At 66.3% G+C, this 20,221-nt stretch carries 26 protein-coding genes; 17 read left to right on the plus strand and 9 right to left on the minus strand.

Translation table 11 applies throughout. The features are described 5' to 3' along the window. Positions 1–4: 4 nt before the first annotated feature. The gene (locus IE122_RS01720; RefSeq protein WP_189619356.1) at positions 5–1,834 is read right to left on the minus strand and encodes an AMP-dependent synthetase/ligase; all 1,830 of its coding nucleotides are present in this window, start codon (positions 1,832–1,834) and stop codon (positions 5–7) included. Positions 1,835–2,345: 511 nt separating this feature from the next. On the opposite strand from IE122_RS01720, the gene IE122_RS01725 reads away from it, so the two are divergent. The 3 genes from IE122_RS01725 to IE122_RS01735 are packed head-to-tail and all read left to right on the plus strand — an operon-like array spanning position 2,346 to position 4,800. Then, positions 2,346–2,789, plus strand: a complete 444-nt coding sequence (locus IE122_RS01725; RefSeq protein ID WP_189619357.1) for an RrF2 family transcriptional regulator — start codon at positions 2,346–2,348, stop codon at positions 2,787–2,789. Continuing rightward, positions 2,786–4,300, plus strand: a complete 1,515-nt coding sequence (gene sufB / locus IE122_RS01730) for a Fe-S cluster assembly protein SufB (RefSeq protein ID WP_229813627.1) — start codon at positions 2,786–2,788, stop codon at positions 4,298–4,300. The genes IE122_RS01725 and sufB overlap by 4 nt, the downstream gene beginning before the upstream one ends. Positions 4,301–4,317: 17 nt before the next feature. Then, positions 4,318–4,800 carry an endonuclease domain-containing protein gene (locus tag IE122_RS01735; RefSeq protein WP_229813628.1) on the plus strand — a complete coding sequence of 161 codons (483 nt, stop codon included), beginning with the start codon at positions 4,318–4,320 and terminating at the stop codon, positions 4,798–4,800. A 38-nt stretch (positions 4,801–4,838) separates the two neighbouring features. On the opposite strand, the gene IE122_RS01740 is transcribed toward IE122_RS01735, so the two are convergent. After that, complete coding sequence (locus IE122_RS01740) at positions 4,839–5,174, minus strand: DMT family transporter (RefSeq protein ID WP_189619358.1); 336 nt, start codon at positions 5,172–5,174, stop codon at positions 4,839–4,841. A 140-nt stretch (positions 5,175–5,314) separates the two neighbouring features. Here IE122_RS01740 and IE122_RS01745 point away from each other — a divergent pair, with 140 nt between their 5' ends. The 8 genes from IE122_RS01745 (at position 5,315) to IE122_RS01780 (ending at position 10,414) form a co-directional block, all read left to right on the plus strand. Beyond that, positions 5,315–5,809: an endonuclease domain-containing protein gene (locus IE122_RS01745; RefSeq protein WP_189619359.1), complete on the plus strand. Its 495-nt coding sequence runs from the start codon at positions 5,315–5,317 to the stop codon at positions 5,807–5,809. Then, on the plus strand, positions 5,802–6,221 hold the full coding sequence (locus IE122_RS01750; protein ID WP_189619360.1) for a hypothetical protein: 420 nt from the start codon (positions 5,802–5,804) through the stop codon (positions 6,219–6,221). Before IE122_RS01745 ends, IE122_RS01750 begins: the two co-directional genes overlap by 8 nt. A gap of 2 nt (positions 6,222–6,223) precedes the next feature. Continuing rightward, positions 6,224–6,979, plus strand: coding sequence for a Fe-S cluster assembly ATPase SufC (sufC, locus tag IE122_RS01755; RefSeq protein WP_189619361.1), 756 nt, complete (start codon positions 6,224–6,226; stop codon positions 6,977–6,979). Between the two features lie 133 nt (positions 6,980–7,112). Then, positions 7,113–7,862, plus strand: a complete 750-nt coding sequence (locus tag IE122_RS01760; protein WP_189619362.1) for a SufD family Fe-S cluster assembly protein — start codon at positions 7,113–7,115, stop codon at positions 7,860–7,862. Continuing rightward, positions 7,859–9,058, plus strand: coding sequence for an aminotransferase class V-fold PLP-dependent enzyme (locus IE122_RS01765; RefSeq protein WP_189619363.1), 1,200 nt, complete (start codon positions 7,859–7,861; stop codon positions 9,056–9,058). The genes IE122_RS01760 and IE122_RS01765 overlap by 4 nt, the downstream gene beginning before the upstream one ends. Continuing rightward, positions 9,055–9,546 carry an SUF system Fe-S cluster assembly protein gene (locus IE122_RS01770; protein WP_189619364.1) on the plus strand — a complete coding sequence of 164 codons (492 nt, stop codon included), beginning with the start codon at positions 9,055–9,057 and terminating at the stop codon, positions 9,544–9,546. The genes IE122_RS01765 and IE122_RS01770 overlap by 4 nt, the downstream gene beginning before the upstream one ends. Beyond that, the gene (locus IE122_RS01775) at positions 9,543–10,058 is read left to right on the plus strand and encodes a GNAT family N-acetyltransferase (protein WP_229813629.1); all 516 of its coding nucleotides are present in this window, start codon (positions 9,543–9,545) and stop codon (positions 10,056–10,058) included. Before IE122_RS01770 ends, IE122_RS01775 begins: the two co-directional genes overlap by 4 nt. Then, the gene (locus IE122_RS01780; RefSeq protein ID WP_189619365.1) at positions 10,055–10,414 is read left to right on the plus strand and encodes a HesB/IscA family protein; all 360 of its coding nucleotides are present in this window, start codon (positions 10,055–10,057) and stop codon (positions 10,412–10,414) included. Before IE122_RS01775 ends, IE122_RS01780 begins: the two co-directional genes overlap by 4 nt. Positions 10,415–10,613: 199 nt before the next feature. Here the strand turns inward: IE122_RS01780 and IE122_RS01785 are convergent, their stop codons facing one another. Further along, positions 10,614–11,546, minus strand: coding sequence for a hypothetical protein (locus IE122_RS01785; RefSeq protein ID WP_189619366.1), 933 nt, complete (start codon positions 11,544–11,546; stop codon positions 10,614–10,616). 85 nt (positions 11,547–11,631) lie between these two features. Further along, positions 11,632–12,108 carry a hypothetical protein gene (locus IE122_RS01790; RefSeq protein WP_189619367.1) on the minus strand — a complete coding sequence of 159 codons (477 nt, stop codon included), beginning with the start codon at positions 12,106–12,108 and terminating at the stop codon, positions 11,632–11,634. A gap of 119 nt (positions 12,109–12,227) precedes the next feature. Here IE122_RS01790 and IE122_RS01795 point away from each other — a divergent pair, with 119 nt between their 5' ends. Continuing rightward, complete coding sequence (locus IE122_RS01795) at positions 12,228–13,220, plus strand: adenosine kinase (RefSeq protein ID WP_189619368.1); 993 nt, start codon at positions 12,228–12,230, stop codon at positions 13,218–13,220. A gap of 39 nt (positions 13,221–13,259) precedes the next feature. Then, positions 13,260–13,775 (plus strand): 3'-5' exonuclease family protein, encoded by a 516-nt coding sequence (locus IE122_RS01800; protein WP_229813630.1) that lies wholly within the window; start codon positions 13,260–13,262, stop codon positions 13,773–13,775. Positions 13,776–13,818: 43 nt separating this feature from the next. Here IE122_RS01800 and IE122_RS01805 read toward each other — a convergent pair whose 3' ends face one another. Together IE122_RS01805 and purD are read right to left on the minus strand one after the other, a co-directional pair. Next, positions 13,819–14,310, minus strand: coding sequence for a hypothetical protein (locus IE122_RS01805; RefSeq protein WP_189619370.1), 492 nt, complete (start codon positions 14,308–14,310; stop codon positions 13,819–13,821). A gap of 5 nt (positions 14,311–14,315) precedes the next feature. Next, positions 14,316–15,599, minus strand: a complete 1,284-nt coding sequence (gene purD / locus IE122_RS01810) for a phosphoribosylamine--glycine ligase (protein ID WP_189619371.1) — start codon at positions 15,597–15,599, stop codon at positions 14,316–14,318. Between purD and xseA the strand changes: the two genes are divergently transcribed. Genes xseA through IE122_RS01825 form a run of 3 tightly spaced genes read left to right on the plus strand, consistent with a single transcriptional unit; the run spans position 15,598 to position 18,202 of the window. Then, entirely contained in the window at positions 15,598–17,085 is a 1,488-nt protein-coding gene (xseA, locus tag IE122_RS01815; protein ID WP_189619372.1) for an exodeoxyribonuclease VII large subunit, read from the plus strand. The genes purD and xseA overlap by 2 nt on opposite strands. Positions 17,086–17,111: 26 nt before the next feature. Further along, positions 17,112–17,333, plus strand: a complete 222-nt coding sequence (locus IE122_RS01820; protein ID WP_189619373.1) for a DUF2093 domain-containing protein — start codon at positions 17,112–17,114, stop codon at positions 17,331–17,333. Continuing rightward, the gene (locus IE122_RS01825) at positions 17,333–18,202 is read left to right on the plus strand and encodes a M23 family metallopeptidase (protein WP_189619374.1); all 870 of its coding nucleotides are present in this window, start codon (positions 17,333–17,335) and stop codon (positions 18,200–18,202) included. Before IE122_RS01820 ends, IE122_RS01825 begins: the two co-directional genes overlap by 1 nt. A gap of 120 nt (positions 18,203–18,322) precedes the next feature. On the opposite strand, the gene rpmB is transcribed toward IE122_RS01825, so the two are convergent. Continuing rightward, the gene (gene rpmB / locus IE122_RS01830) at positions 18,323–18,607 is read right to left on the minus strand and encodes a 50S ribosomal protein L28 (RefSeq protein ID WP_189619375.1); all 285 of its coding nucleotides are present in this window, start codon (positions 18,605–18,607) and stop codon (positions 18,323–18,325) included. Positions 18,608–18,731: 124 nt separating this feature from the next. On the opposite strand from rpmB, the gene IE122_RS01835 reads away from it, so the two are divergent. Continuing rightward, on the plus strand, positions 18,732–19,187 hold the full coding sequence (locus tag IE122_RS01835; RefSeq protein WP_189619376.1) for a nucleoside deaminase: 456 nt from the start codon (positions 18,732–18,734) through the stop codon (positions 19,185–19,187). 3 nt (positions 19,188–19,190) lie between these two features. Here the strand turns inward: IE122_RS01835 and IE122_RS01840 are convergent, their stop codons facing one another. Then, the gene (locus tag IE122_RS01840) at positions 19,191–19,871 is read right to left on the minus strand and encodes a ribonuclease T2 family protein (protein WP_189619731.1); all 681 of its coding nucleotides are present in this window, start codon (positions 19,869–19,871) and stop codon (positions 19,191–19,193) included. 28 nt (positions 19,872–19,899) lie between these two features. Further along, positions 19,900–20,187 (minus strand): hypothetical protein, encoded by a 288-nt coding sequence (locus tag IE122_RS18300; RefSeq protein ID WP_229813631.1) that lies wholly within the window; start codon positions 20,185–20,187, stop codon positions 19,900–19,902. Between the last annotated feature and the right edge of the window lie 34 nt (positions 20,188–20,221).

The raw sequence follows: 20,221 nt of genomic DNA on the forward strand, positions 1-20,221 counted from the left end.
GTCGTCAGCCCTTGTAGAGCCCGTCGAGCCGTTCGCCGTAGCGGGCGCGGATCTTGTGGCGGCGAATCTTGAGGCTGGGCGTCATTTCCTCGTTCTCGATAGAGAACGGTTCGGCCGCGAAGGCGAACTGGCGCACCTTTTCGATAACCGACAGGTCGGCGTTCACCCGGTCCACCGCTTCGCGCACCGCCGAGCGGAAGGCGGGCAGGTCCTGCAACCGGGCCAGATCGAACGGCTCGCCATTGTCGCGGCTCCATTGCAGCGCCCATTCGGCATCGGGCACGATCAGCCCGACGACATAAGGGCGCTGGTCGCCGGCCACCATCGCTTGGGCGATTTCGGGTTGCAGCGTCAGCATCGCCTCGATCCGCTGGGGCGAGACATTGTCACCCTTGTCGTTGACGATCATGTCCTTCTTGCGATCGGTGATCATGATCCGGCCACGCTGATCGAAATGGCCGATGTCACCGGTGTGCAGCCAGATGCCGGGGCCCAGCAGCGGATCGTGGCGCAGCACGTCGGCGCTGGCGGCGGCGTTCTGCCAGTATCCGTGCATGACCAGTTCGCCTTGCACGCAAATCTCGCCGTCGGCGGCGATGCGCACCGTTGCCGCGCGCAGCGGCGGGCCCACCGTGTCCATCTTGACCCCGGCGGCGAGGCGGTTGCAGCTTACCACCGGGCCCGCCTCGGTCTGGCCATAGCCTTGCAACAGCACCAGCCCCAGCGCATCGAAGAACACCCCGATCTCGGGGTTGAGCGGCGCGCCGCCCGATACCAGCGCCTTGATCCGGCCGCCGAACCGCGCCTGCACCTTGGGCCGCAGCGTCCGGTCCAGCACCAGATCGAGCAGTGGATCGGTCAGCCGCCGCCGGCCGTTTTCCTTGCGCACGGCAGCGGCGAGCGCCCAGTCGAGCAGTCGTCGCGCGGTCTCACCCTGTTTCTCGATCTGCTTGAGGATGCGCGCGCGCAGCACTTCGAACAGGCGGGGGACCACGACCATGATCGTCGGGCGCACTTCCTCGATGTTGCCGGCCAGCTTGTCGAGCCCTTCGGCGTACCAGATCTGCGCCCCCAGCCCGATCGGCAGGAACTGTCCGCCGGTATGTTCATAGGCGTGGCTGAGCGGCAGGAACGACAGGAAGCGATCCTCGGCCGCGTCCCAGGTGAAATCCTCGGCGATGATGCGGGCCGCGCCGTCGATGTTGGCGAGGATCATGCCGTGGTGCTGGCGCACCCCGCGCGGCAGGCCGCCGGTGCCGCTGGTGTAGATGATGCAGGCCAGATCCTCGCGGCCGATCCCCGCGACGCGCGTATCCACTTCGGCGCGGGCGGCGGCGCTATCGCCCTCCAGCAACGAGGCCCAGTCGGCCAGATGGGCAATGGCGGAATAGTGGGCGGGCAAAGGCTCCATGCCGATCAGGTGGCGGCACAGGTCGGTCTGGTCGATCGCGGTGGCGAGGTTCTTCGCCAGCTTGGGCGTGGAGACGATCGCCGCCCGCGCGCCCGAATTCTCCAGGATATGGATGTGATCGCGCACGGTGTTGGTTGTGTATGCGGGAACGCTGATACAGCCCGCCGCCATGATCGCCAGATCGGCGAGGCACCATTCGGGGCGGTTTTCGGAAACGATCACCACCCGGTCGCCCGGCTCAAGCCCGATGCGCCGCAGGCCTTGCGCGATCAGGCAGACCTGTCGGGCGGCATCGCTCCAGCTTGTCGGCTGCCAGACGCCATCGCGTTTGACGTGGAGCATCGGCGCACCGCCCAGTTCGTCCGCCCGCGACAGGAACAGCGCGACGAGGTTTGCAGCCTTGTCGAAATCGGCCAGTTCCATTCGCCCAAACATCCCTTTCGCGAACTCTACGCCGCCTGTGTTGCTCTAGGCGTTCCGGTCAAGGGCGGCAAGCAAGCTGCCCGACTCGCCATCGCCGCCCGATATTCCGCCGCTCCCCCATGTGTGAGGCGAATGCTGCGGGAGCAGTTTAACCCGCAATTTTCTGTGCTGCAGTCCCACAAAATTCGATTGCAATGTTGCTCCGGGAAGCCTCGCTGTCGCTTTTCTACAATAAATTCCCCCGGTCGGAGCATATAAATTCCGTGCGACCCGAAGGGCTCGTAGCGATTGCGCGCGAGTTCTTTCCTAACTTAAAGGCGGTTCACGCTTCAGGGCGGAACCGCCTTTTTTTATCGCTCGACGGGTCGAACGGTTCCGAAGCAACGGAAAAGTTTGCGGTTTTTCGCGTTTTGCGGGCCGCGATTCGGGGCATTGAATCCGGTCGCGTGAACGACTAGGTGAAATCGGAAAGATTTGATCCACTTTAACCGCCGCCCGGAAACCCACGCTTATGCGCCTGTCCAGCATGGCCGATTATGCCGTTGTCGTAATGTCCGCCGCCGCGCGGCACTGCGGCACGTGCGCATTGATCGAACAGGTGGGCCAGCAGCGTGCCAGCGTTTCCGCCGCCCGGCTGGCCGTGGAAACCGGCGTGCCGGTGCCGACCGTCCAGAAGCTGGTCAGCAAATTGACCGCCGCCGGTCTGCTGCGCTCGTCGCGCGGGGTGGGCGGCGGGCTGCGGCTGGCCCGACCACCGGCGGCGATCACGCTGGCGGATATCGTCGAGGCGGTCGAAGGACCGATCGCGCTGGCCGCCTGCGTGGATGAGGCGAAGAACGACTGCACGCTGGAACAGAGCTGCAATCTGCGCGGGCACTGGCCCCGAGTGAACGCCGCGCTGCGCGGGGCGCTGGCCCAGGTGCCGCTGACCCAGCTTGCCGAGGAATGCCGATGACTGACGACCTGACCCCCGCCCCCGTCGCCGAAGCGGCTGACACCGAAGTCCGCGACGTCGCCGCGCGCGAAGCCGCTGCCCGCGTGGCCGAGTATGAGCACGGCTGGTCGTCGGACATCGAGCAGGAGTACGGGCCCAAGGGCCTGTCCGAGGATACCGTTCGCTACATTTCGGCCAAGAAGAACGAGCCGGAATGGATGCTCGAATGGCGGCTCAAGGCTTATGCCCGCTGGCTGGAAATGCCGATGCCGGACTGGGCCAAGCTCAAGGTCCCGCCGATCGATTATCAGGAAGCCTATTACTGGGCGGCTCCCAAGAAGAAGCCCTCGCTCTCCAGCCTCGACGAGGTCGATCCCGAGATCCTGCGGGTCTACGAAAAGCTCGGCATTCCGCTGGAGGAGCAGAAAGTGCTCGCCGGGGTGGAGGGCGCGCGCAAGGTTGCGGTCGATGCGGTGTTCGACAGCGTTTCGGTGGCCACCACCTTCCGCAAGGAGCTGGAACAGGCGGGCGTGATCTTCCGCTCGATCTCCGAAGCGATCCGCGAATATCCCGAACTGGTGAAGAAGTGGCTGGGCAAGGTCGTGCCGGTCCAGGACAACTACTTCGCGGCGCTCAACTGCGCGGTCTTTTCCGACGGCACCTTTGTCTACGTGCCCGAAGGTGTGCGCTGCCCCATGGAACTGTCCACCTATTTCCGCATCAACGCGGAAAACACCGGACAGTTCGAACGGACCCTGATCGTGGCCGACAAGGGGGCCTATGTCTCCTATCTGGAAGGCTGCACCGCGCCGCAGCGGGATGAGAACCAGCTTCACGCCGCCGTGGTGGAACTGGTCGCGCTCGACGATGCCGAAATCAAGTATTCGACCGTTCAGAACTGGTACCCCGGCAATGCCGAGGGGAAGGGCGGCATCTACAATTTCGTGACCAAGCGCGCGCTATGCCAGGGTGCGCGGTCGAAGGTGTCGTGGACCCAGGTGGAAACCGGCAGCGCGATCACCTGGAAGTACCCGTCCTGCGTCCTCAACGGCGAGGATTCGGTGGGCGAGTTCTACTCGGTCGCGGTGACGAACAATTACCAGCAGGCCGACACCGGCACCAAGATGATCCACAACGGCAAGCGCAGCCGTTCGACCATCATCTCCAAGGGCATATCGGCCGGCAAGAGCAACAACACCTATCGCGGTCTGGTGCGGGTGGCGGCGAACGCCGAGGGCGTGCGCAACTTCACCCAGTGCGACAGCCTGTTGCTGGGCAAGGACTGCGGCGCGCACACCGTCCCCTATATCGAGGTCAAGAACCCCTCCGCCCAGATCGAGCACGAGGCGACCACCAGCAAGATCAGCGACGATCAGATGTTCTACGCCCAGCAGCGCGGGCTCGACACCGAAAGCGCGGTGGCGCTGATCGTCAACGGCTTCGCCAAGGAAGTGCTGCAGCAACTGCCGATGGAATTCGCCGTCGAAGCGCAGAAGCTGCTCGGCATCAGCCTTGAGGGGAGCGTGGGGTGATGTTGTCGGCGCGGGACATGGACCGGCGTACGAATTCCCCTCCCCTTCAGGGGAGGGGCAAGGGGTGGGGGCTCTCCGCCGCACGCAACGCTGACATCGCAGGCTTCGCTCGCGGTATGCGCCGCGAGCCGACGGAGCCGGAAAAGCGTCTATGGCGTGCGCTGTCGCGCTCGCAGGTTGGGGGCTACAAGTTTCGCCGGCAGGCTGTGATCGGGCCGTTCATTGCCGACTTTCTCTGTCCCCAAAAGGCCTTGGTGGTGGAGGTCGATGGAGAGACCCATGATGTGGACACCGATCGCGGCCGTGATGCAGCGCTGCGCCGCATGGGTTTCATCGTGTTGCACGTTACGAACGCGGATGTGATGCGCAATCTTCAAGGCGTCGTCACCTCAGTGCTGAGTGCCCTGCACGAGGCCCCGGATCGGTGGGCACGCCCCCACCCCAACCCCTCCCCTGAAGGGGAAGGGCTACAGGGACCCATCGGGGGGCAACGCGCATGAAGTTGCCAGCAAGGGTCAGCGCTGTTTGCGCAGTTTTCTCAGGCCGTCGTCGCGAACGTCAGCAGCAGCGTCGCGCCCGCCAGCAGGCCCAGCTTCATCATGGACGGGGTTTCGCCATAGGCGAAGATGCCGATCACGATCGCGCCGCCGATGACCATCAGCGTGATGATCGGCACCATCACGCCCAGGTCGATGCCCGAAGCGATCAGCTTGCCCATGCACCAGATGCCGACGGCATAGCACACGAAGGTGACCACGATCGGGACGGGCTTGGTCATGCCCTGCGTCAGCGGCAGCACCGAAACGCCGACCGCCTGAAATATTGCCGCGCCCAGAAACAGCACGATCGTCCCCGCCGAAAGGTTGAACATCATCCTCAATCCCGAATATTTTTTGGTTTTGATGATGTGACACGGGCGCGGATGGGCGGCAAGGCAAACTTTTCAAACCGAAAATCCGGGATGGTGCCCGCCTTTGGGGGGCATCCCGCAGCATGCACGATAGGCCTTCCTTCATGACGACTGACAGCGAGACTTCCGCCCGCAAGACTCTCGGCATCGCCGCCGGTGGTGGTCCGAAGGCGGATGCGCGTGCCGGCTTCGCGCTGACCGGTGCGCGGCTGGAAAAGCTCAAGGAGCGCGCCCGCGACCAGCGCCGTGACCCGACCGAGGCGCAGGCGGCGCTGTGGAGCGAGCTGTCGGGCTCGCGTCTGGGTGGGGTCCGCTTCACACGGCAGGCGGTGGTCGGCTCGACCATCGTCGATTTCGCCTGCCCCTCGCGCTGGATCGTCTTGTCGCTGTCGCCCGAAGGGGCCAACCCCGAGGTTGAGGCGCTGCAGGACAAGAAGCTTGCCGACGTGGGCCTGCGCGTCCTGCGCTTCGCCGAAAGCGCGGTGCTGGCAGATATTGCCGGGGTGACCAAAGCGATCACCGCCGAAGTGAACAAGCCCTTCGACAAGCGCGCCGCCCGCAAGGGCGCGACGCTCAGGTTCGAGGCGAACGATGATTAACAATATTCAATATGCGATTATCGCAAGCTCACTCGCGCTTCTGAGCGCGCCTGGCACATCATTTGCTGAAGATAAGGTTGATCCTAACGGTCCATATCTTGCGATGGATACGGTTGGGCCGCGCGAACTAGAAGACGCCATCAAGCCATATCACCGCTGTTTGTGGCGGTGGGTTAAAAACAAAAGCGTCAGCTACAGAGAGCTGCGCACAGAAATGAATTTTGAATTAGGTCCGCCCGCATGCGCTTCTGAAAGAGATCAGTATATCGCGCAAGCCATGAAGGATATGGAAAAAATTGTTCCAGATCCCGTTGCGTCAAGACGGCGAGTTAATCTTCAGCTTGTCGGTGAAAATATAGAGATGTTCGGGGCTATTGTCTGGATGTCTCAAGGTGAGAATGACGGAAAGTAATTATGCTCGAAATCAACAATCTGTTCGCCTCCGTTGCCGACAAGCCGATCCTGAAGGGGCTGTCGCTCGCCATCAATCCGGGTGAAATCCATGCCATCATGGGTCCGAACGGTGCCGGCAAGTCCACCACCGGCTACGTGCTGGGTGGCCGGCCCGGCTATGAGGTGACCGGCGGCTCGGTGTCGTTCGACGGGCAGGACCTGCTGGCGCTCGATCCGCACGAGCGGGCGGCGGCGGGGCTGTTCCTCGGCTTCCAGTATCCGGTCGAGATTCCCGGCGTCTCGTTCGTCCAGTTCCTGCGTGAAGCGGCCAACGCGCAGCGCAAGATGCGCGGTGAGGAGCCACTGTCGGGCGGCGCGTTCCTCAAGCTGGCCAAGGAACAGGCGGCTCTGTTGCGGATGGACATGGACATGCTCAAGCGGCCCGTGAACGTGGGCTTTTCGGGCGGCGAGAAAAAGCGCGCCGAGATGGTGCAGATGGGCATCCTTGATCCCAGGCTGGCCATCCTCGATGAAACCGACAGCGGCCTGGATATCGATGCGCTGCGCATCTGCGGCGAAGGCATCAACGCGATCATGCGCCGGCCCGACAAGGCGGTTCTGCTGATTACCCACTATCAGCGCCTGCTGGATTACGTGAAACCGGACTTCGTCCACGTCCTCGCCAATGGCCGGATCGTGCGCACCGGCGGCCCTGAACTGGCGCATCAGCTTGAAGAGCAGGGCTACGAGGCGGTTGTGCAAGAGGGTGCGGCGTGATGACCAACCGCTCCGTCATTCTCGCGAACGCGGGAACCCAATTCTCGATAGTCCGGTCGGCGCAGGCCCTCGCAATGGGTCCCCGCCTTCGCGGGGATGACGAGGTTGTGCGCTTAGATCATGAGGTGCTGCGGTGAACGCGGTTCTCGAACTCCCCACCCGTCGGGACGAGGACTTCCGCTATGCGGACCTCGCGGCGCTCGCTCCGCTGTGGCCGGTCGCGGTGGAACAGCATACGGTGGCCGCCGGTGACAGCCTGGCGCTGGAAGTGATCGAGACTGGCAGCGCTGCCGTTGCGCGCCATCTTGCGATCACGCTGGCTGCCGACGCATCGGCTGATCTGCGCATCCTGATCGCGGGGCCGGGCTATGGCCGCGTTGCGGTGGACGTGACGCTGGGCGAAGGCGCGGTTTTCACCCTCGGGGCGGCGCAACTCGCCGGCGGCGCTGAAACCGTGGAGATCGTCACGCACGTCAGCCACGAAGGGCTCAACGCCACCTCCAGCCAGATCGTGCGCACGGTGGTAGCGGGGCATGCGACCGGAACCTACCTCGGCCGCATAGCGGTGGCGCGCGGCGCTGACGGCACCGATGCCGAACAGTCGGTCCGCGCGATGCTGCTGGACCGAACGGCAACCGCCAACGCCCGTCCCGAACTGGAAATCTATGCCGATGACGTGAAGGCCGCGCACGGCTGCGCGGTGGGCGAGCTGGATGCCAATGGGCTGTTCTATCTGATGTCGCGCGGGCTGCCGCCTGCCGATGCCAAGCGGCTGATGCTGCAGGCGTTCATCGCCGAAGCCTTCGCCGGCGCGGCGGGCGAAGCGGCGTTGAGCGAAACGGCGCTGGCGCGTCTGCAGGCGCTGCTGGAGCATCTGGGGTGAGCACCGATACCCTCATCCTCAAGGACCAGTTCCCCGGCCTTGCCGGTGGCTGGCACTACCTTGATACCGCCGCCACCGCGCAGAAGCCGCAGGCGGTGATCGATGCCACCACGGCAGCGCTGGGCCGCGATTATGCGACCGTGCACCGCGGCGTCTATGCCCGCTCGGCCGAGATGACACTGGCGTTCGAGGCGGCGCGGCGCAAGGTTGCCGGGTTCCTTGGCGGTGCCGAGGACGAGATCGTCTTCACGCGCGGTGCGACCGAGGCGATCAATCTGGTGGCGCAGACCTGGGGTGTGACCAATCTCCGACGTGGTGACCGGGTGCTGCTGTCCACGCTGGAACACCATTCCAACATCGTGCCCTGGCAGTTGCTGCGCGACCGGATCGGCATCGAGATCGACGTATGCCCGCTGACCGCCGATGGCCGGATCGATCTGGACGCCGCCGCCGCCATGCTGACCGAGGCGCACAAACTGGTGGCGCTGGCGCATGTCTCCAACGTGCTGGGCTCCGTGCTCGATGTGCGCCGCGCGGCCGATCTGGCGCATGGCGTAGGTGCGTTGCTGCTGGTCGATGGCTGCCAGGCGGCCCCGCGCCTCGCGCTCGACATGGCGGCGCTGCAATGCGATTTCTACGTGTTCTCGGCGCACAAGCTCTATGGGCCCACCGCTATCGGCGCGCTGTGGGCGCGCAAGGCGATCCTGGATGCGATGCCGCCGTGGCATGGCGGCGGCTCGATGATCGACCGGGTTACTTTCGCGAAGACGACGTATGCGCCGGCTCCCCAGCGTTTTGAGGCCGGCACGCCGGCGATCGTCGAGGCGATCGCGCTCGGTGCCGCGATCGACTGGCTGCAGGACGTGGGCCTCGCCCGCGCCGAAGCGCACGAGCGTGATCTGGCCGCCGTGCTGCGCGCAGAATTGCGTGCCCGCAACGATGTGACGGTGTTCGGGCCGGACGATGCACTGGGCATCGTCAGTTTTGCGCTGGACGGGGTGCATCCGCACGATCTCGGCACCATATTGGACGAAGAAGGCGTGGCGATCCGGGCCGGCCATCATTGCGCGCAGCCGCTGATGGACCATCTGGGCGTGCCCGCCACCGCCCGCGCCAGCTTCGGCCTGTACAGCGATGAAAGCGATATTGCCGCGCTCCTCAAGGGAATTGAGCGCACCAGGAGAATTTTCGGATGAGTGACGAGACCCCCAAGTTCGTGGTCGAGGAAGTGTCGTCGGCCCCCCCGCCGCCCCGCGCGCGCGTGGACGATGCCGAGGCCGCGAGCCCCGAAACGTTGGTCGAGAAGCTGGAGCGCAAGCGCGACTATCTGGAGGGTTTTCTGGCCGAAGAGCCGGCGGGCGATGAACCCGGCGGCCCCGGCGGCGCGGTCTACGAAGGTGTGATTGCCGCGCTGAAGGAAATCTTCGATCCGGAAATCCCGGTGAACATCTACGATCTCGGCTTGATCTACGGGGTCGAAGTGTCACCCGAAAGCTCCGTCAGTGTGATCATGACGCTGACCACCCCGCATTGTCCGGTGGCTGAATCGATGCCCGGCGAAGTCGAGATGCGGGTGGCATCGGTCCCCGGCGTGCGCGATTGCGAGGTCAGCCTGGTGTGGGACCCGCCGTGGGACATGGCCAAGATGTCCGACGAGGCGAAGCTGGAACTGGGAATGCTGTGAGCGAGGCGCGCGCCTCGACCCTGCCCGCGGGTGCGCTGACCGTGCGGCTGGCCGATTATGGTGATGCCGCCGATGCGGCAGCCGTGATCGACCTGCTCGATGCCTATGCCCGCGATCCGATGGGCGGCGGTGCACCGCTGGCGGACCGGGTGTGCACCAGTTTGGTACCGATGCTGGCGGCACATCCCGGCGCGTTCACGCTCCTCGCCTTCCTTGACGGTCGGCCGGCGGGACTGGCCAACTGCTTTACCGGACTTTCCACTTTCGCGGCGCGGCCGCTGGTGAACATCCATGACATCGCCGTGGCACCCGGCCAGCGTGGCACCGGTATCGGCAAGGCGCTGATGCTGGCGATCGAAGCCGAGGCGCGGGTGCGCGGTGCCTGCAAGATCACGCTCGAAGTGTTGAGCGGCAATGTCCGGGCCAAGGCGCTCTATGCGGCGCTCGGCTATGGCGATTATGCGCTCGATCCCCAGGCGGGAACGGCGCAGTTCTGGGAAAAGAAGCTATGACCACGACCCCTGCCACCCGTCCGCGTCCGGCGGCCGTTATCCTGACGCCCAGCGCCGAGGCCCGTATCGAAGCGCTCATGGCTTCGGCCCCCGATGATGCGGTCGGCGTGAAGCTGTCCACCCCGCGCCGGGGCTGCTCGGGCCTCGCCTACTCGGTCGATTACGTGACCGCCGAAAACCCGATGGATGAAAAGATCCAGACCCCCGGCGGCACCTTCTACATCGACAGCGCCTCGGTGCTGTACCTCATCGGCAGCACGATGGACTGGCAGGAGGACGATTTCACCGCCGGGTTCGTGTTCCAGAACCCCAACGCCAAGGGAAGCTGCGGCTGCGGCGAGAGCTTTACCGTCTGATGTGAGCCGCTGACGCGCTCGTCGCGGGCGATGGCATTCTCCGGTATCGACGCCCGTCGGCTTAAAACATCGTGCGTTGAATCAGCACCAAAAGTTCCGTTCGTATCGAGCGAAGTCGAGATACAGAAAGCACCGCGCCAGCGTATCTCGACTTCGCTCGATACGAACGGAGAGTGATCCAGATTTCATATACTGGGCTTTAACCTTCGGCGAGGAATTCGAGCAAGGCTTCGTCGTATTCGTCGACCACGCCGTTCGCGTCGATGTGGCGATCCAGCCAGGCCTGCTCGTCACCGGTCACCTGCCGCGCCTGATCGACCAGATGATCGAGCGAGGGGGTGGACGCTTTGCGGCCGAACACTTTGCCCATGCGATTGGGCGCACCGACGGAGCGGACCACCCGGCCCATGAAGGCACCGACCGAGGAACTGGTGTCGTTCATGAACGCTTCGAGTTGCGCGGTGCGATCACGGCTGAGCGCGCTGTCGCTGGCGAAGCCCTGGAGGTAGTTGCCCACGCCCTGCACGAACAGCCGCTTCCATTCCGGATCGTTGTTCGCGCCCAGCGTTTCGTCCTTGAGGCGGAACAGCAGCTCGGCCTCGCGGCGGCTGATGGCGGCGGGGCGATCCGATCCGCTGGCGAACAGGATACGCCGCAGCAGCCGCGCTTCGGCCAGGGTGACGTTGCCCTTGTCCAGCCGGCCACCGCAGCGAGTGGGACCGTCGCCGGTCAGCACGGCACGCTCGATTTGTTCGAGCGCGAAGGTGCGCAGGCCTTCGGGCACGTCCAGCGCCTTTTCGAACACGCGGACCAGCAGTTCCAGTTCGGTCAGCGAATGGAGCTTGTCATCCTGCTCGATCCGGGAGATCAGCCAGCGCGCCTGCTCATCGGTGACATAGCCGCGCGGTTCGAGCTGGTTGACGACATATTCGCCCATCGCCTCAAGGAAGAAATCAACCCATTCGGCCGCAGGCTGATCGAGCCGGTGGTTGATCGCGAAGATCGCCTCGGCCTCTTCCGGCGCGATCTGGCCGTCTGCCCAACCGGCGCGGCGCAGGGCGAGCACATCCTCGGCACTGATCGCACCATCGGCCATCGCCTGCCGCGCCACGTCGCTGAAATGCATGCTCATCGCTACAAGGTCCCCCGAATTTCGGGACCGTGTCTACAGCGCCAAGCCTAATTGTCGGTTAAGCGCGCCGCCTGTCGCTGTTTGCCTATCGCTGTTTGAGCGCGGCGACGCAGGCGGCGCGATCCACTTCCTGGCCGTCCGAACCGCGCCGGGCATCGACCCAGGTCGCCAGCGGCTCACGGCTGCGCGAGGTGGGGTAGAGGTAGATGTCCAGCAGGCAGGCGGTGCCGGTGAACTGCAGCTTGCGGGCATCGCCTTCCCACACATCGAGCCGGGGGGTGCCGAACAGGCGGGTGAGCTGGCCCTGGCTGGCACCGATCACGTCCTCCAGCCCGGGAATGCTCTGGAACGCCGGATCGCGCGGGGTGGTGCGGTTTGGAGGGCGCACCGGGGCGAGGCCGCCGCCGCCCGCCGCCGGGCGCGGGGTCGATGCCACCGGGACAACGGTGCTGTTGCAGCCGGCCAGCGCGAGGGCCGCGGTCAGCGCGGCGGCAAGCGGGAGCCGGGAGCGGGCGGGCAAACGCCGGGCGTTCAGGGTATTTGCGGGGATCTGTCTGGTCATTGTGTTCTCGGGCGCGGCATCGCCCGCGTACCCCCGCCTGTCAAGCGCGGCTGCTTGCACCACGCCGGAGCGCGCGCTAGGCGCGTCGGACCGCACACTGACCGGATGCACTGCCCATCATGACCCAGCCCCTTCTCGACGTCGTCGCCATCGGCAATGCCATCGTCGATATCATGGCTCCGTGCGAAGATTCGCTGATCGCCGAACTGGGCATGACGCGGGGCGGGATGACCCTGATCGATACGGCGCAGGCGCACGAACTCTACGAACGGATGGGCCCGGCGCGGGAGATTTCGGGCGGGTCGGCCGCCAACACGCTGGCCGGCCTTGCCGCGCTGGGTGCGCGGTGCGGGTTCATCGGCCAAGTAGCGGACGATCAGCTTGGCGAGGTGTTCGCGCACGACATCCGCGCCGGCGGCATTACCTTCGCCACCCCCGCGCGCGCCGGCGATCCGCCGACCGCGCGGTGCCTGATCTTCGTGTCGCCCGACGGCCAGCGCACGATGAACACCTATCTTGGCGCGTCGCAGTTCCTGCCGGCCGCTGCGGTGGACCTCGATCTCATCGCCAGCGCCTCGATCCTCTATCTCGAAGGCTACCTGTGGGACCCGGAAGAGCCGCGCGCCGCCATGCGCGCCGCCATCGCCGCCGCCCGCGATGCCGGGCGCAAGGTGGCTTTCACCCTGTCCGACGGGTTCGTGATCGCCCGCCACGGCGATGATTTCCGTGCGCTGATCGACGCCGGGCAGATCGATATCCTGTTCGCCAACGAGGCGGAACTGGCGGCGCTGACCGGGCTCAACGATTTTCAGGCCGGGCTCGATGCGCTGTCGCCCAAGGTGCCGGTGCTGGTCGTCACCCGCAGCGAAAAAGGCGCGGTGGCGGTGGCACAGGGCGCGATGTCGTGCGTTGATGCCGAGCCGGTCAGCCATGTCGTCGATACCACCGGTGCCGGAGACCTGTTCGCCGCCGGGTTCCTGTTCGGTCATGTGCGCGCCACGAACATGGAGCAGTGCCTGCGGCTGGGGGCGATCTGCGCCGCCGAAGTGATCTCGCACTATGGCGCGCGGCCTGAAGCGGATATCCGGGCGCTGGCCGGGCTGATCACCTAACCGCCTGCGCGGATGGCGCGGCAAACGAAAGGTCCAAGCTTGCGCGACATCGTGCTGATCGACTTCGAGGCAAGCTGCCTGCCGCAATTCGGCAAGTCCTACCCCATCGAAGTGGCGCTGGCCCGCACCGACGGGCAAAGCCGCGCCTGGCTGATCTATCCGCTGCCCAAATGGCGCAACTGGGACTGGTCGGACGAGGCGGAGGCGCTGCACCGCATCAGCCGCGAGATGCTCGATCGGAAGGGCCTTCCCGCCGAACTCGTGCTGGCCGAAATGGCCGAGTTTGCGGCCGATTGCGACGTCTACGCCGATGCCGATCTCGACGCCTTCTGGCTTGAATTGCTGGCGCACGGGGTCGGGCGCAAGCCGCCGTTCGCGGTGCGCTATCTGGGTGAATGGATGGTGGAACGCGGCTTCACCCGGCCGCAGGTGGTGACGGCGCTGGACGCTGCGAAACGGCGTGAGCCGCGCGAACACTTCGCCCGCGACGATGCTCGGCGGCTCGCGCTGGTCGCCCGGATACTGGAAGAAAACGCGGCCCCGCTCAAAGCGTGACCGGGGCGTCGCCGATGCGGCGCACGGCGGAGAAGCGACCCGTTCACCCTCCGCCCGGCGTAATCCCCGTCGATTGCAACGATTGGGCGCAGACCGCCTTTTCGCGATCGAGGTCGGCGGCATAAGCGGCGGCGGCATCGCCCGGCAGTTCGCAATCGCGGCCCGAACGCACGGGGAAATCCTGCGCGCAGCCGGCTTTGGTGCGGAAGAAATCGTCTTCGCAGTCAGCCAGCGCCGCCAGATCGCGCTGGCGCTGGGCGCGGCAACTGGTGTTCCAGCGGTTGCGATAGCCCAGTTCCGCCAGGTTCACGCAGTCCTGATAAGCCTGCTGGCGGCCCTGTTCAGCGCTGGCCTGATCGCGGGCGGCCTGTTGGCGCGCGTCCGCTTGTGCGGTGGCGGCGGCATCGGCGCGCCGGCCGGCCTCGCGCGCCTGATCGGGCAGGAAAACGCCGTAGTAATACCCGATGCCGCTGCCGGCGAGGACAGCCGCTACCGCCAGCGACAGCTTCAGGACGGCATCGGGGCTGGCGCGCACCGGGTTCAGCCCCCGGCCTGTTCGCGCGCGACTTCGCGCCAGCCGATGTCGCGGCGGCAGAACCCGCCGGGAAAATCGATCGCGTCGACGGCGGCATAAGCACGCTTCTGTGCTTCGGTTACCGTGGCCCCGGTAGCGGTGACATTAAGCACCCGCCCGCCGCTGGCGACCAGTGCACCATCCTTCAGGGTGGTACCGGCGTGAAACACCCGCGCGCCATCGGCCTCTGCCGCTTCGATGTTGGCGATCCCGCCGCCCTTGTCCGGCGTGCCGGGATAGCCGTTGGCCGCCATCACCACGGTGAGCGCCGGCGCATCGGAAAAGTGGGGCGCTGCAATCGCCGCCAACCGGTTCTCGGCGCAAGCGTGGAGCAGTTCGACGAGATCGGATTGCAGCCGCATCATCATGACCTGGCACTCTGGATCACCGAAACGGCAGTTGTATTCGATGAGCTGCGGCCCCTTTGCGGTCAGCATCACGCCAAGGAACAGCACGCCGGAATAGGCCATGCCCTCGTCCGCCAAGGTCTTTACGGTGGGGGCGATGATCTTGGTCATCACCTCGGCTTCGAGCGCCGGCGTCAGCACCCGGGCCGGGCTGTACGCGCCCATGCCGCCGGTGTTGGGGCCGGTATCGCCATCGCCGACCCGCTTGTGGTCCTGCGCCGAGGCGAAAGGCACGATCGTCGCTCCGTCGGTCAGGGCGAAGAAGCTGGCTTCCTCGCCGTCGAGGAATTCCTCGATCACGGCTTCGGCCCCCGCTTCGCCGAACTTGCCGGAGAAGATATCGCGCACGGCGGCTTCGGCTTCGGCCATCGTCATCGCCACGGTCACGCCCTTGCCGGCGGCCAGGCCATCTGCCTTGATGACGACCGGCGCGCCGAACCGGTCCAGCGCGGCCAGCGCCGTCGCCTCGCTCGACACCCGTTCGTAACCGCCGGTGGGAATCCCGGCGCGAGCGCAAAGGTCCTTGGTAAAACCCTTGGACCCTTCAAGCTGGGCCGGGGCCTGGTTCGGGCCGAACACGGCGAACCCGGCATCGCGCAAGGTATCGGCCAGGCCATCGACCAGCGGCGCTTCGGGGCCGATGACGACGAGGCCAATGACATTGGCCTCGCAAAAGGCGATCACGGCGTCATGATCGGTGGCGTCCAGCGTGAGGCACGATGCCGTCTGGGCGATGCCGGGATTGCCGGGCGCGGCCCACAGGGTATCGCAGAGCGGGGATTGCGCCAGCTTCCAGGCCAGCGCATGTTCGCGTCCGCCCGAGCCCAGAAGTAGGATATTCATGCCGTCGCCTTTCGATTCCGACCCGTTCGAAGATGATCGTTCCGGGGGGCTGGTAGCGAAGCCGAGGGCCGGCGACAACGCCGAGCCGCTGTCGATCAGCGCGATTTCCGCGCTGCTCAAGCGCACGGTGGAGGATCGCTTCGCCTATGTCCGGGTGCGCGGCGAACTTTCCGGTGTCAAGCGCGCGGCTTCGGGCCACCTCTACTGCTGCCTGAAGGACGACAAGGCGCTGATCGACGGGGTGATGTGGCGCGGCGGGGCGCAGCGGCTGGCGTTTCGCCCCGAAGACGGCGTGGAAGTGATCGCCACCGGCAAGCTGACGACCTACCCCGGCCGCTCGAAATACCAGATCGTCATCGAAACGATGGAGATCGCGGGGGAGGGGGCGCTGCTGGCGCTGCTCGAAAAGCTGCGCGCACGGCTGGCGGATGAGGGATTGTTCGCGCCCGAACGCAAGCGCCCGCTGCCGTTCCTGCCGCGCGTCATCGGCGTCGTCACATCCCCCACCGGGGCGGTGATCCGCGATATCCTGCACCGGCTCGCGGACCGCTTCCCCAGCCGGGTGCTGGTCTGGCCGGTGCTGGTTCAGGGTGAGGGCGCTGCGGCGCAGGTCGCCAATGCCGTGCGCGGCTTTTCCGCGCTGCCGGTCGATGGCCCGGTGCCGCGCCCCGATATCGTCATCGTTGCGCGCGGTGGCGGCTCGATAGAAGACCTGTGGTCCTTCAACGAAGAAGTGGTGGTGCGCGCGGTCGGCGAATCGACGATCCCGGTGATCTCGGCGGTCGGGCACGAGACCGATACCACCTTGTGCGACTATGCGGCCGATCGCCGCGCCCCCACGCCGACGGCGGCGGCCGAGATGGCGGTGCCGGTGCGCGCTGATCTCTACGCCCAGCTCGATGAACTGGCCTATCGCCAGCGGCGCAGCGTGACCCGCCCCGTCCAGCTCGGTCGCGAGCGGCTGGAAGCGCGCGTGCGGCGGCTGCCCCGGCCCGAGGCGGTACTGGCCGCCCGGTCGCAGCGGCTTGATGAACTGGCGGAGCGGCTGCGGCGCGGGCTCAAGGACTTTGCGGGCGCGCGCCACCGCCGGCTCGATGCGGTAGGCGCGCGACTCTCTGCGCCGCTGCTGCTTCACCGCGTGGAAGCCGGACGCCAGCGCTTGGCGCGCACTGGCCTGAGCGTGCCCCTGCTGGTGCGCCAGTGGGAACGCGCGGCAGGGCGGCTGGAGCCGATGAAGCGGGTGCTGCCGCAGCTTGACCCGCGCAAGCCGCTGGAGCGCGGCTATGCGCTGGTGCGGCGGGCCGATGGCCATGTCGTATCGAGCCGCGCCGCCGCCGCCGAAGAGGCGCGGCTGACGCTGGAGTTCGCCGACGGTGCCCTCGATGTCGCGATCGGTGCCGCGCCGCCAGCGGCCCGCCCGGCTGCGTCGCGCAAGCCCGCATCGCCGCCGCCGCCGGGCGGATCGCTTCAGGGCGATTTGTTTTGATCCCGCGCCTCTGATAGAATGCCGCCATGCTGAAGACGACTTCCGGATTTTCCCATCCCGCCGGCAACCCGGCCGTGCTTGAATATGGTCCCAACGGCTTTCGCGTGCTGCGCGCAGGCTCGTTCGTGGCCTGCGCCGTCAGCGGCGAGGCGATATCGCTGGACGCCCTGCGCTACTGGGACGTTGAACGGCAGGAGGCCTATGCCTCCTGCGCCATCGCGACACGGCGTCTGCTCGGGGAAGTGTGATGGCCAGCCGTCGCCAGTCGCTCGGTTTGGCTGCGGCCGGCCTTGCGGGTGGCCTGCTGGCGTTGCGCCAGGGGCGCGGGCTGATCCTGCCGTCTGCCACTGCTGCGGCCAAGCCGATCGAGCTGCTCCTGCCCGGCGCGCTGACACAGGGCGGCTGGCTGCGCGGGCGGACCACCGGGCAGGCGCTGTCGCTCGACGGGCGGCCGGTGGCGCTGGCGGATGACGGCATGTTCCTGATCGCCTTCGATCGCGATGCCCGCCCCGCCGCGCTGCTGACCGCGCAGCTCGAAACGGGCGGCACCGCCGAACTGCCGCTGACCGTGGCACCGCGGGCCTGGCAGATCGAAAACGTCAACATCGCCCGGCGCGGCGGCGGGCCGACCGACGATTTCATGGCCATCCGCGCCCCCGAACTGGCCCGCATCGCCGCTGCCCGCGCCTTGCAGACCGGGGCGCAGGGGTGGCGTCAGAAATTCATGTGGCCGGCAAAGGGCCGCATTTCCGGCAAGTTCGGCTCGCAGCGCGTCTATCGCGGCGAGCCGGGAGCCTATCATTCCGGCCTTGATATAGCCACCGGTGCCAGCGGCACGCCCTACGTCGCCCCGGCCGACGGGGTGGTGATCCTGGCCGCCGAACGCCCCTTCACGCTGGAGGGTAACCTCCTGATGCTCGACCACGGCATGGGCCTGAACAGCGCGTTCCTGCACAGCTCGCAACTGCTGGTGAAGGAAGGCGATGTGGTGTGGCAGGGGCAGGTGATCGCCCGCATCGGCATGACCGGCCGCGCCACCGGCCCGCACCTCCACTGGAGCATGAAGTGGGGCGATGCCCGGCTGGACCCGCTGCTGTTCACGGGACCGATGGTCTGACGTTAAATCACGGCGCAAGGTTACGATGGCGGCAGACGCGGAAAAAGGCGCGCGACCCGGTGGTCAGCGCGCCTTTTCAAGTCCGTCCAAACGCTGGCACCCGGTGAGGTGCCGGCGGAATCAGGCGGCCTGCTTCTTCTTGAGCTCGCGCTTCACCTTGACGGCGCGCAGCGACAGCTTTTCGTCAGAGGTTTTGAGCAGCCAGTTGTCGAGGCCGCCGTTGTGCTCGACCGAGCGCAGGCCGTGGGTCGACACGCGGAACTTGAAGCTGCGCTCCAGCCCGTCGGACATCAGCGTGACATTCTGCAGGTTGGGCAGATAGACGCGCTTGGTCTTGTTGTTGGCGTGGCTGACGTTGCAGCCGACCTGGCGGCTCTTGCCGGTGAGTTCGCAGACGCGGGACATGATAAACTCTCGCTCGAAATTCTGTGGCCTAGGCACCTGACGTGCCACGGGAAGGCGCGCCCTTACCGATTCACCCCTGCAAGGTCAAGTTGCACGGGCGCTTTTCGGGCGCTAGCGGAAGGGAATGACGCGCTGGCCCCTGCCCGAACCGATGCTCCAGGCCCTTGCGGAAGCCCGCAAGGCGGCGGATTCCGGGGAAGTGCCGATCGGCGCGGTGATCATGCGGGACGGAGTGGTGATTTCCACCGGTCGCAACGCGCCGCGCGCCCGCCACGATCCCACCAGCCATGCCGAGATCGAAGCGATTCGCGCCGCCGCCCTGGCGCTGGGTAACGAACGGCTGGACGGCTGCGAGTTGTGGGTCACGCTGGAACCTTGCGCGATGTGCGCCGGGGCCATCGTCCACGCCCGGATCGCGCGCCTCTACTACGGTGCCTCCGATCCCAAGGGCGGCGCGGTGGAACACGGGGCGCGGGTTTTCGACCAGCCGCAGTGCCTGCACCGACCGGAGGTCTATCCCGGCATCGGCGAAGCCCCGGCAGCGCAGATGCTGCGGTCATTCTTCCAGCAGCGGCGATAGGACCTACAGCCCGCGCCAGATGCGCAGCGGCTGGGTGTCAGCGGGCCCGAACTGCGCGGCGGGGCAGCGCCGGGGCATGAACCGCCGGTCATAACACAGCCGGATCGCCCGCAGCCAGCCGGTGCGGCTGGCATCGACGCCCACCTGTTCGATCCGCCACGACGGATTGGCATCGACGAAGTCGCGCCGCAGATCGCCGGCGGTCAGGCCCGGCCGACGCGAGAGGCGATCGGCATCCGGCCACTGCACCGACCGCCACAGGATCGCCGATACCTTGTAATAGGTCTGCGGCCGGGCGGTCATGCAACTGCCGTGCTTGGCCCATTCGTGCGCCAGCAGCCCGGCCGAGGGGGTCATGCACAAGTGCCGGCGCAGCAGATCGGGGGCAGGCGGCTTGCCATCCCCGCACCACTGCGGCGGCGGGCCGGAGCGCGCCTCGGGCCACAGGCCGTGCAGGATGAAGCCGAAGCGTCCGGAACGACCCGAACACTGCATCGAGGCAGAGTCCCCGCTCATCTTGCAGTAATCTGGCGACCAGCTTGCGGCGAGGGTGTAGCCGCCCACCGCCGTCCGGCGTGGCGGGCCATCCGGGCGCACCGGGGCCGGCGGGGCGATGCGGGGCGGCAGGGCGCACTGATAGGCTTGGGCTAGAGCCGGCACCGATGCCGTCAGCGCCGCAGTCATCAGTCCGCAAAAGACCAGCCGCTTCATTTCAGTCGAAAATTGCAGAGTCGCGTGCGGCCCGGTTGCCCCGCGAGGCAAGCCAGTCGCGCGCCTCCGGTGCGCATAGGTAGACACAAGCCGCGATGCTGGTCACCCATGCCAACAAGGACATCAACACTTGGAGTATGCCGATGTAGGGATAAGCACCGGCGATTATGTTCACGACGGTAGAAAAGGCCCCCAGAACGGTGAAGATCAGGATCTGCCATCGTACGATATTGCTTGCGCGTCGGACAAGAAAATACCAGTAAATCAATGATAAGAGCAGCACGATCATGCTGCCTATTAGTGGACCTGCGGCTGCGCTGCGA

Source organism: Novosphingobium colocasiae, from assembly GCF_014652555.1.
In the GTDB taxonomy this organism is placed as follows: domain Bacteria; phylum Pseudomonadota; class Alphaproteobacteria; order Sphingomonadales; family Sphingomonadaceae; genus Novosphingobium; species Novosphingobium colocasiae.

What these genes read in the sequence shown, in the direction of transcription:
- IE122_RS01720 (WP_189619356.1), bottom strand. Translation starts at nt 1,834, where the DNA reads ATGGAACTGGCCGATTTCGACAAGGCTGCAAACCTCGTCGCGCTGTTC.
- IE122_RS01725 (WP_189619357.1), top strand. Translation starts at nt 2,346, where the DNA reads ATGCGCCTGTCCAGCATGGCCGATTATGCCGTTGTCGTAATGTCCGCC.
- sufB (WP_229813627.1), top strand. Translation starts at nt 2,786, where the DNA reads ATGACTGACGACCTGACCCCCGCCCCCGTCGCCGAAGCGGCTGACACC.
- IE122_RS01735 (WP_229813628.1), top strand. Translation starts at nt 4,318, where the DNA reads ATGGACCGGCGTACGAATTCCCCTCCCCTTCAGGGGAGGGGCAAGGGG.
- IE122_RS01740 (WP_189619358.1), bottom strand. Translation starts at nt 5,174, where the DNA reads ATGATGTTCAACCTTTCGGCGGGGACGATCGTGCTGTTTCTGGGCGCG.
- IE122_RS01745 (WP_189619359.1), top strand. Translation starts at nt 5,315, where the DNA reads ATGACGACTGACAGCGAGACTTCCGCCCGCAAGACTCTCGGCATCGCC.
- IE122_RS01750 (WP_189619360.1), top strand. Translation starts at nt 5,802, where the DNA reads ATGATTAACAATATTCAATATGCGATTATCGCAAGCTCACTCGCGCTT.
- sufC (WP_189619361.1), top strand. Translation starts at nt 6,224, where the DNA reads ATGCTCGAAATCAACAATCTGTTCGCCTCCGTTGCCGACAAGCCGATC.
- IE122_RS01770 (WP_189619364.1), top strand. Translation starts at nt 9,055, where the DNA reads ATGAGTGACGAGACCCCCAAGTTCGTGGTCGAGGAAGTGTCGTCGGCC.
- IE122_RS01780 (WP_189619365.1), top strand. Translation starts at nt 10,055, where the DNA reads ATGACCACGACCCCTGCCACCCGTCCGCGTCCGGCGGCCGTTATCCTG.
- IE122_RS01785 (WP_189619366.1), bottom strand. Translation starts at nt 11,546, where the DNA reads ATGAGCATGCATTTCAGCGACGTGGCGCGGCAGGCGATGGCCGATGGT.
- IE122_RS01790 (WP_189619367.1), bottom strand. Translation starts at nt 12,108, where the DNA reads ATGACCAGACAGATCCCCGCAAATACCCTGAACGCCCGGCGTTTGCCC.
- IE122_RS01795 (WP_189619368.1), top strand. Translation starts at nt 12,228, where the DNA reads ATGACCCAGCCCCTTCTCGACGTCGTCGCCATCGGCAATGCCATCGTC.
- xseA (WP_189619372.1), top strand. Translation starts at nt 15,598, where the DNA reads ATGCCGTCGCCTTTCGATTCCGACCCGTTCGAAGATGATCGTTCCGGG.
- purD (WP_189619371.1), bottom strand. Translation starts at nt 15,599, where the DNA reads ATGAATATCCTACTTCTGGGCTCGGGCGGACGCGAACATGCGCTGGCC.
- IE122_RS01820 (WP_189619373.1), top strand. Translation starts at nt 17,112, where the DNA reads ATGCTGAAGACGACTTCCGGATTTTCCCATCCCGCCGGCAACCCGGCC.
- IE122_RS01825 (WP_189619374.1), top strand. Translation starts at nt 17,333, where the DNA reads ATGGCCAGCCGTCGCCAGTCGCTCGGTTTGGCTGCGGCCGGCCTTGCG.
- rpmB (WP_189619375.1), bottom strand. Translation starts at nt 18,607, where the DNA reads ATGTCCCGCGTCTGCGAACTCACCGGCAAGAGCCGCCAGGTCGGCTGC.
- IE122_RS01835 (WP_189619376.1), top strand. Translation starts at nt 18,732, where the DNA reads ATGACGCGCTGGCCCCTGCCCGAACCGATGCTCCAGGCCCTTGCGGAA.
- IE122_RS01840 (WP_189619731.1), bottom strand. Translation starts at nt 19,871, where the DNA reads ATGACTGCGGCGCTGACGGCATCGGTGCCGGCTCTAGCCCAAGCCTAT.
- IE122_RS18300 (WP_229813631.1), bottom strand. Translation starts at nt 20,187, where the DNA reads ATGATCGTGCTGCTCTTATCATTGATTTACTGGTATTTTCTTGTCCGA.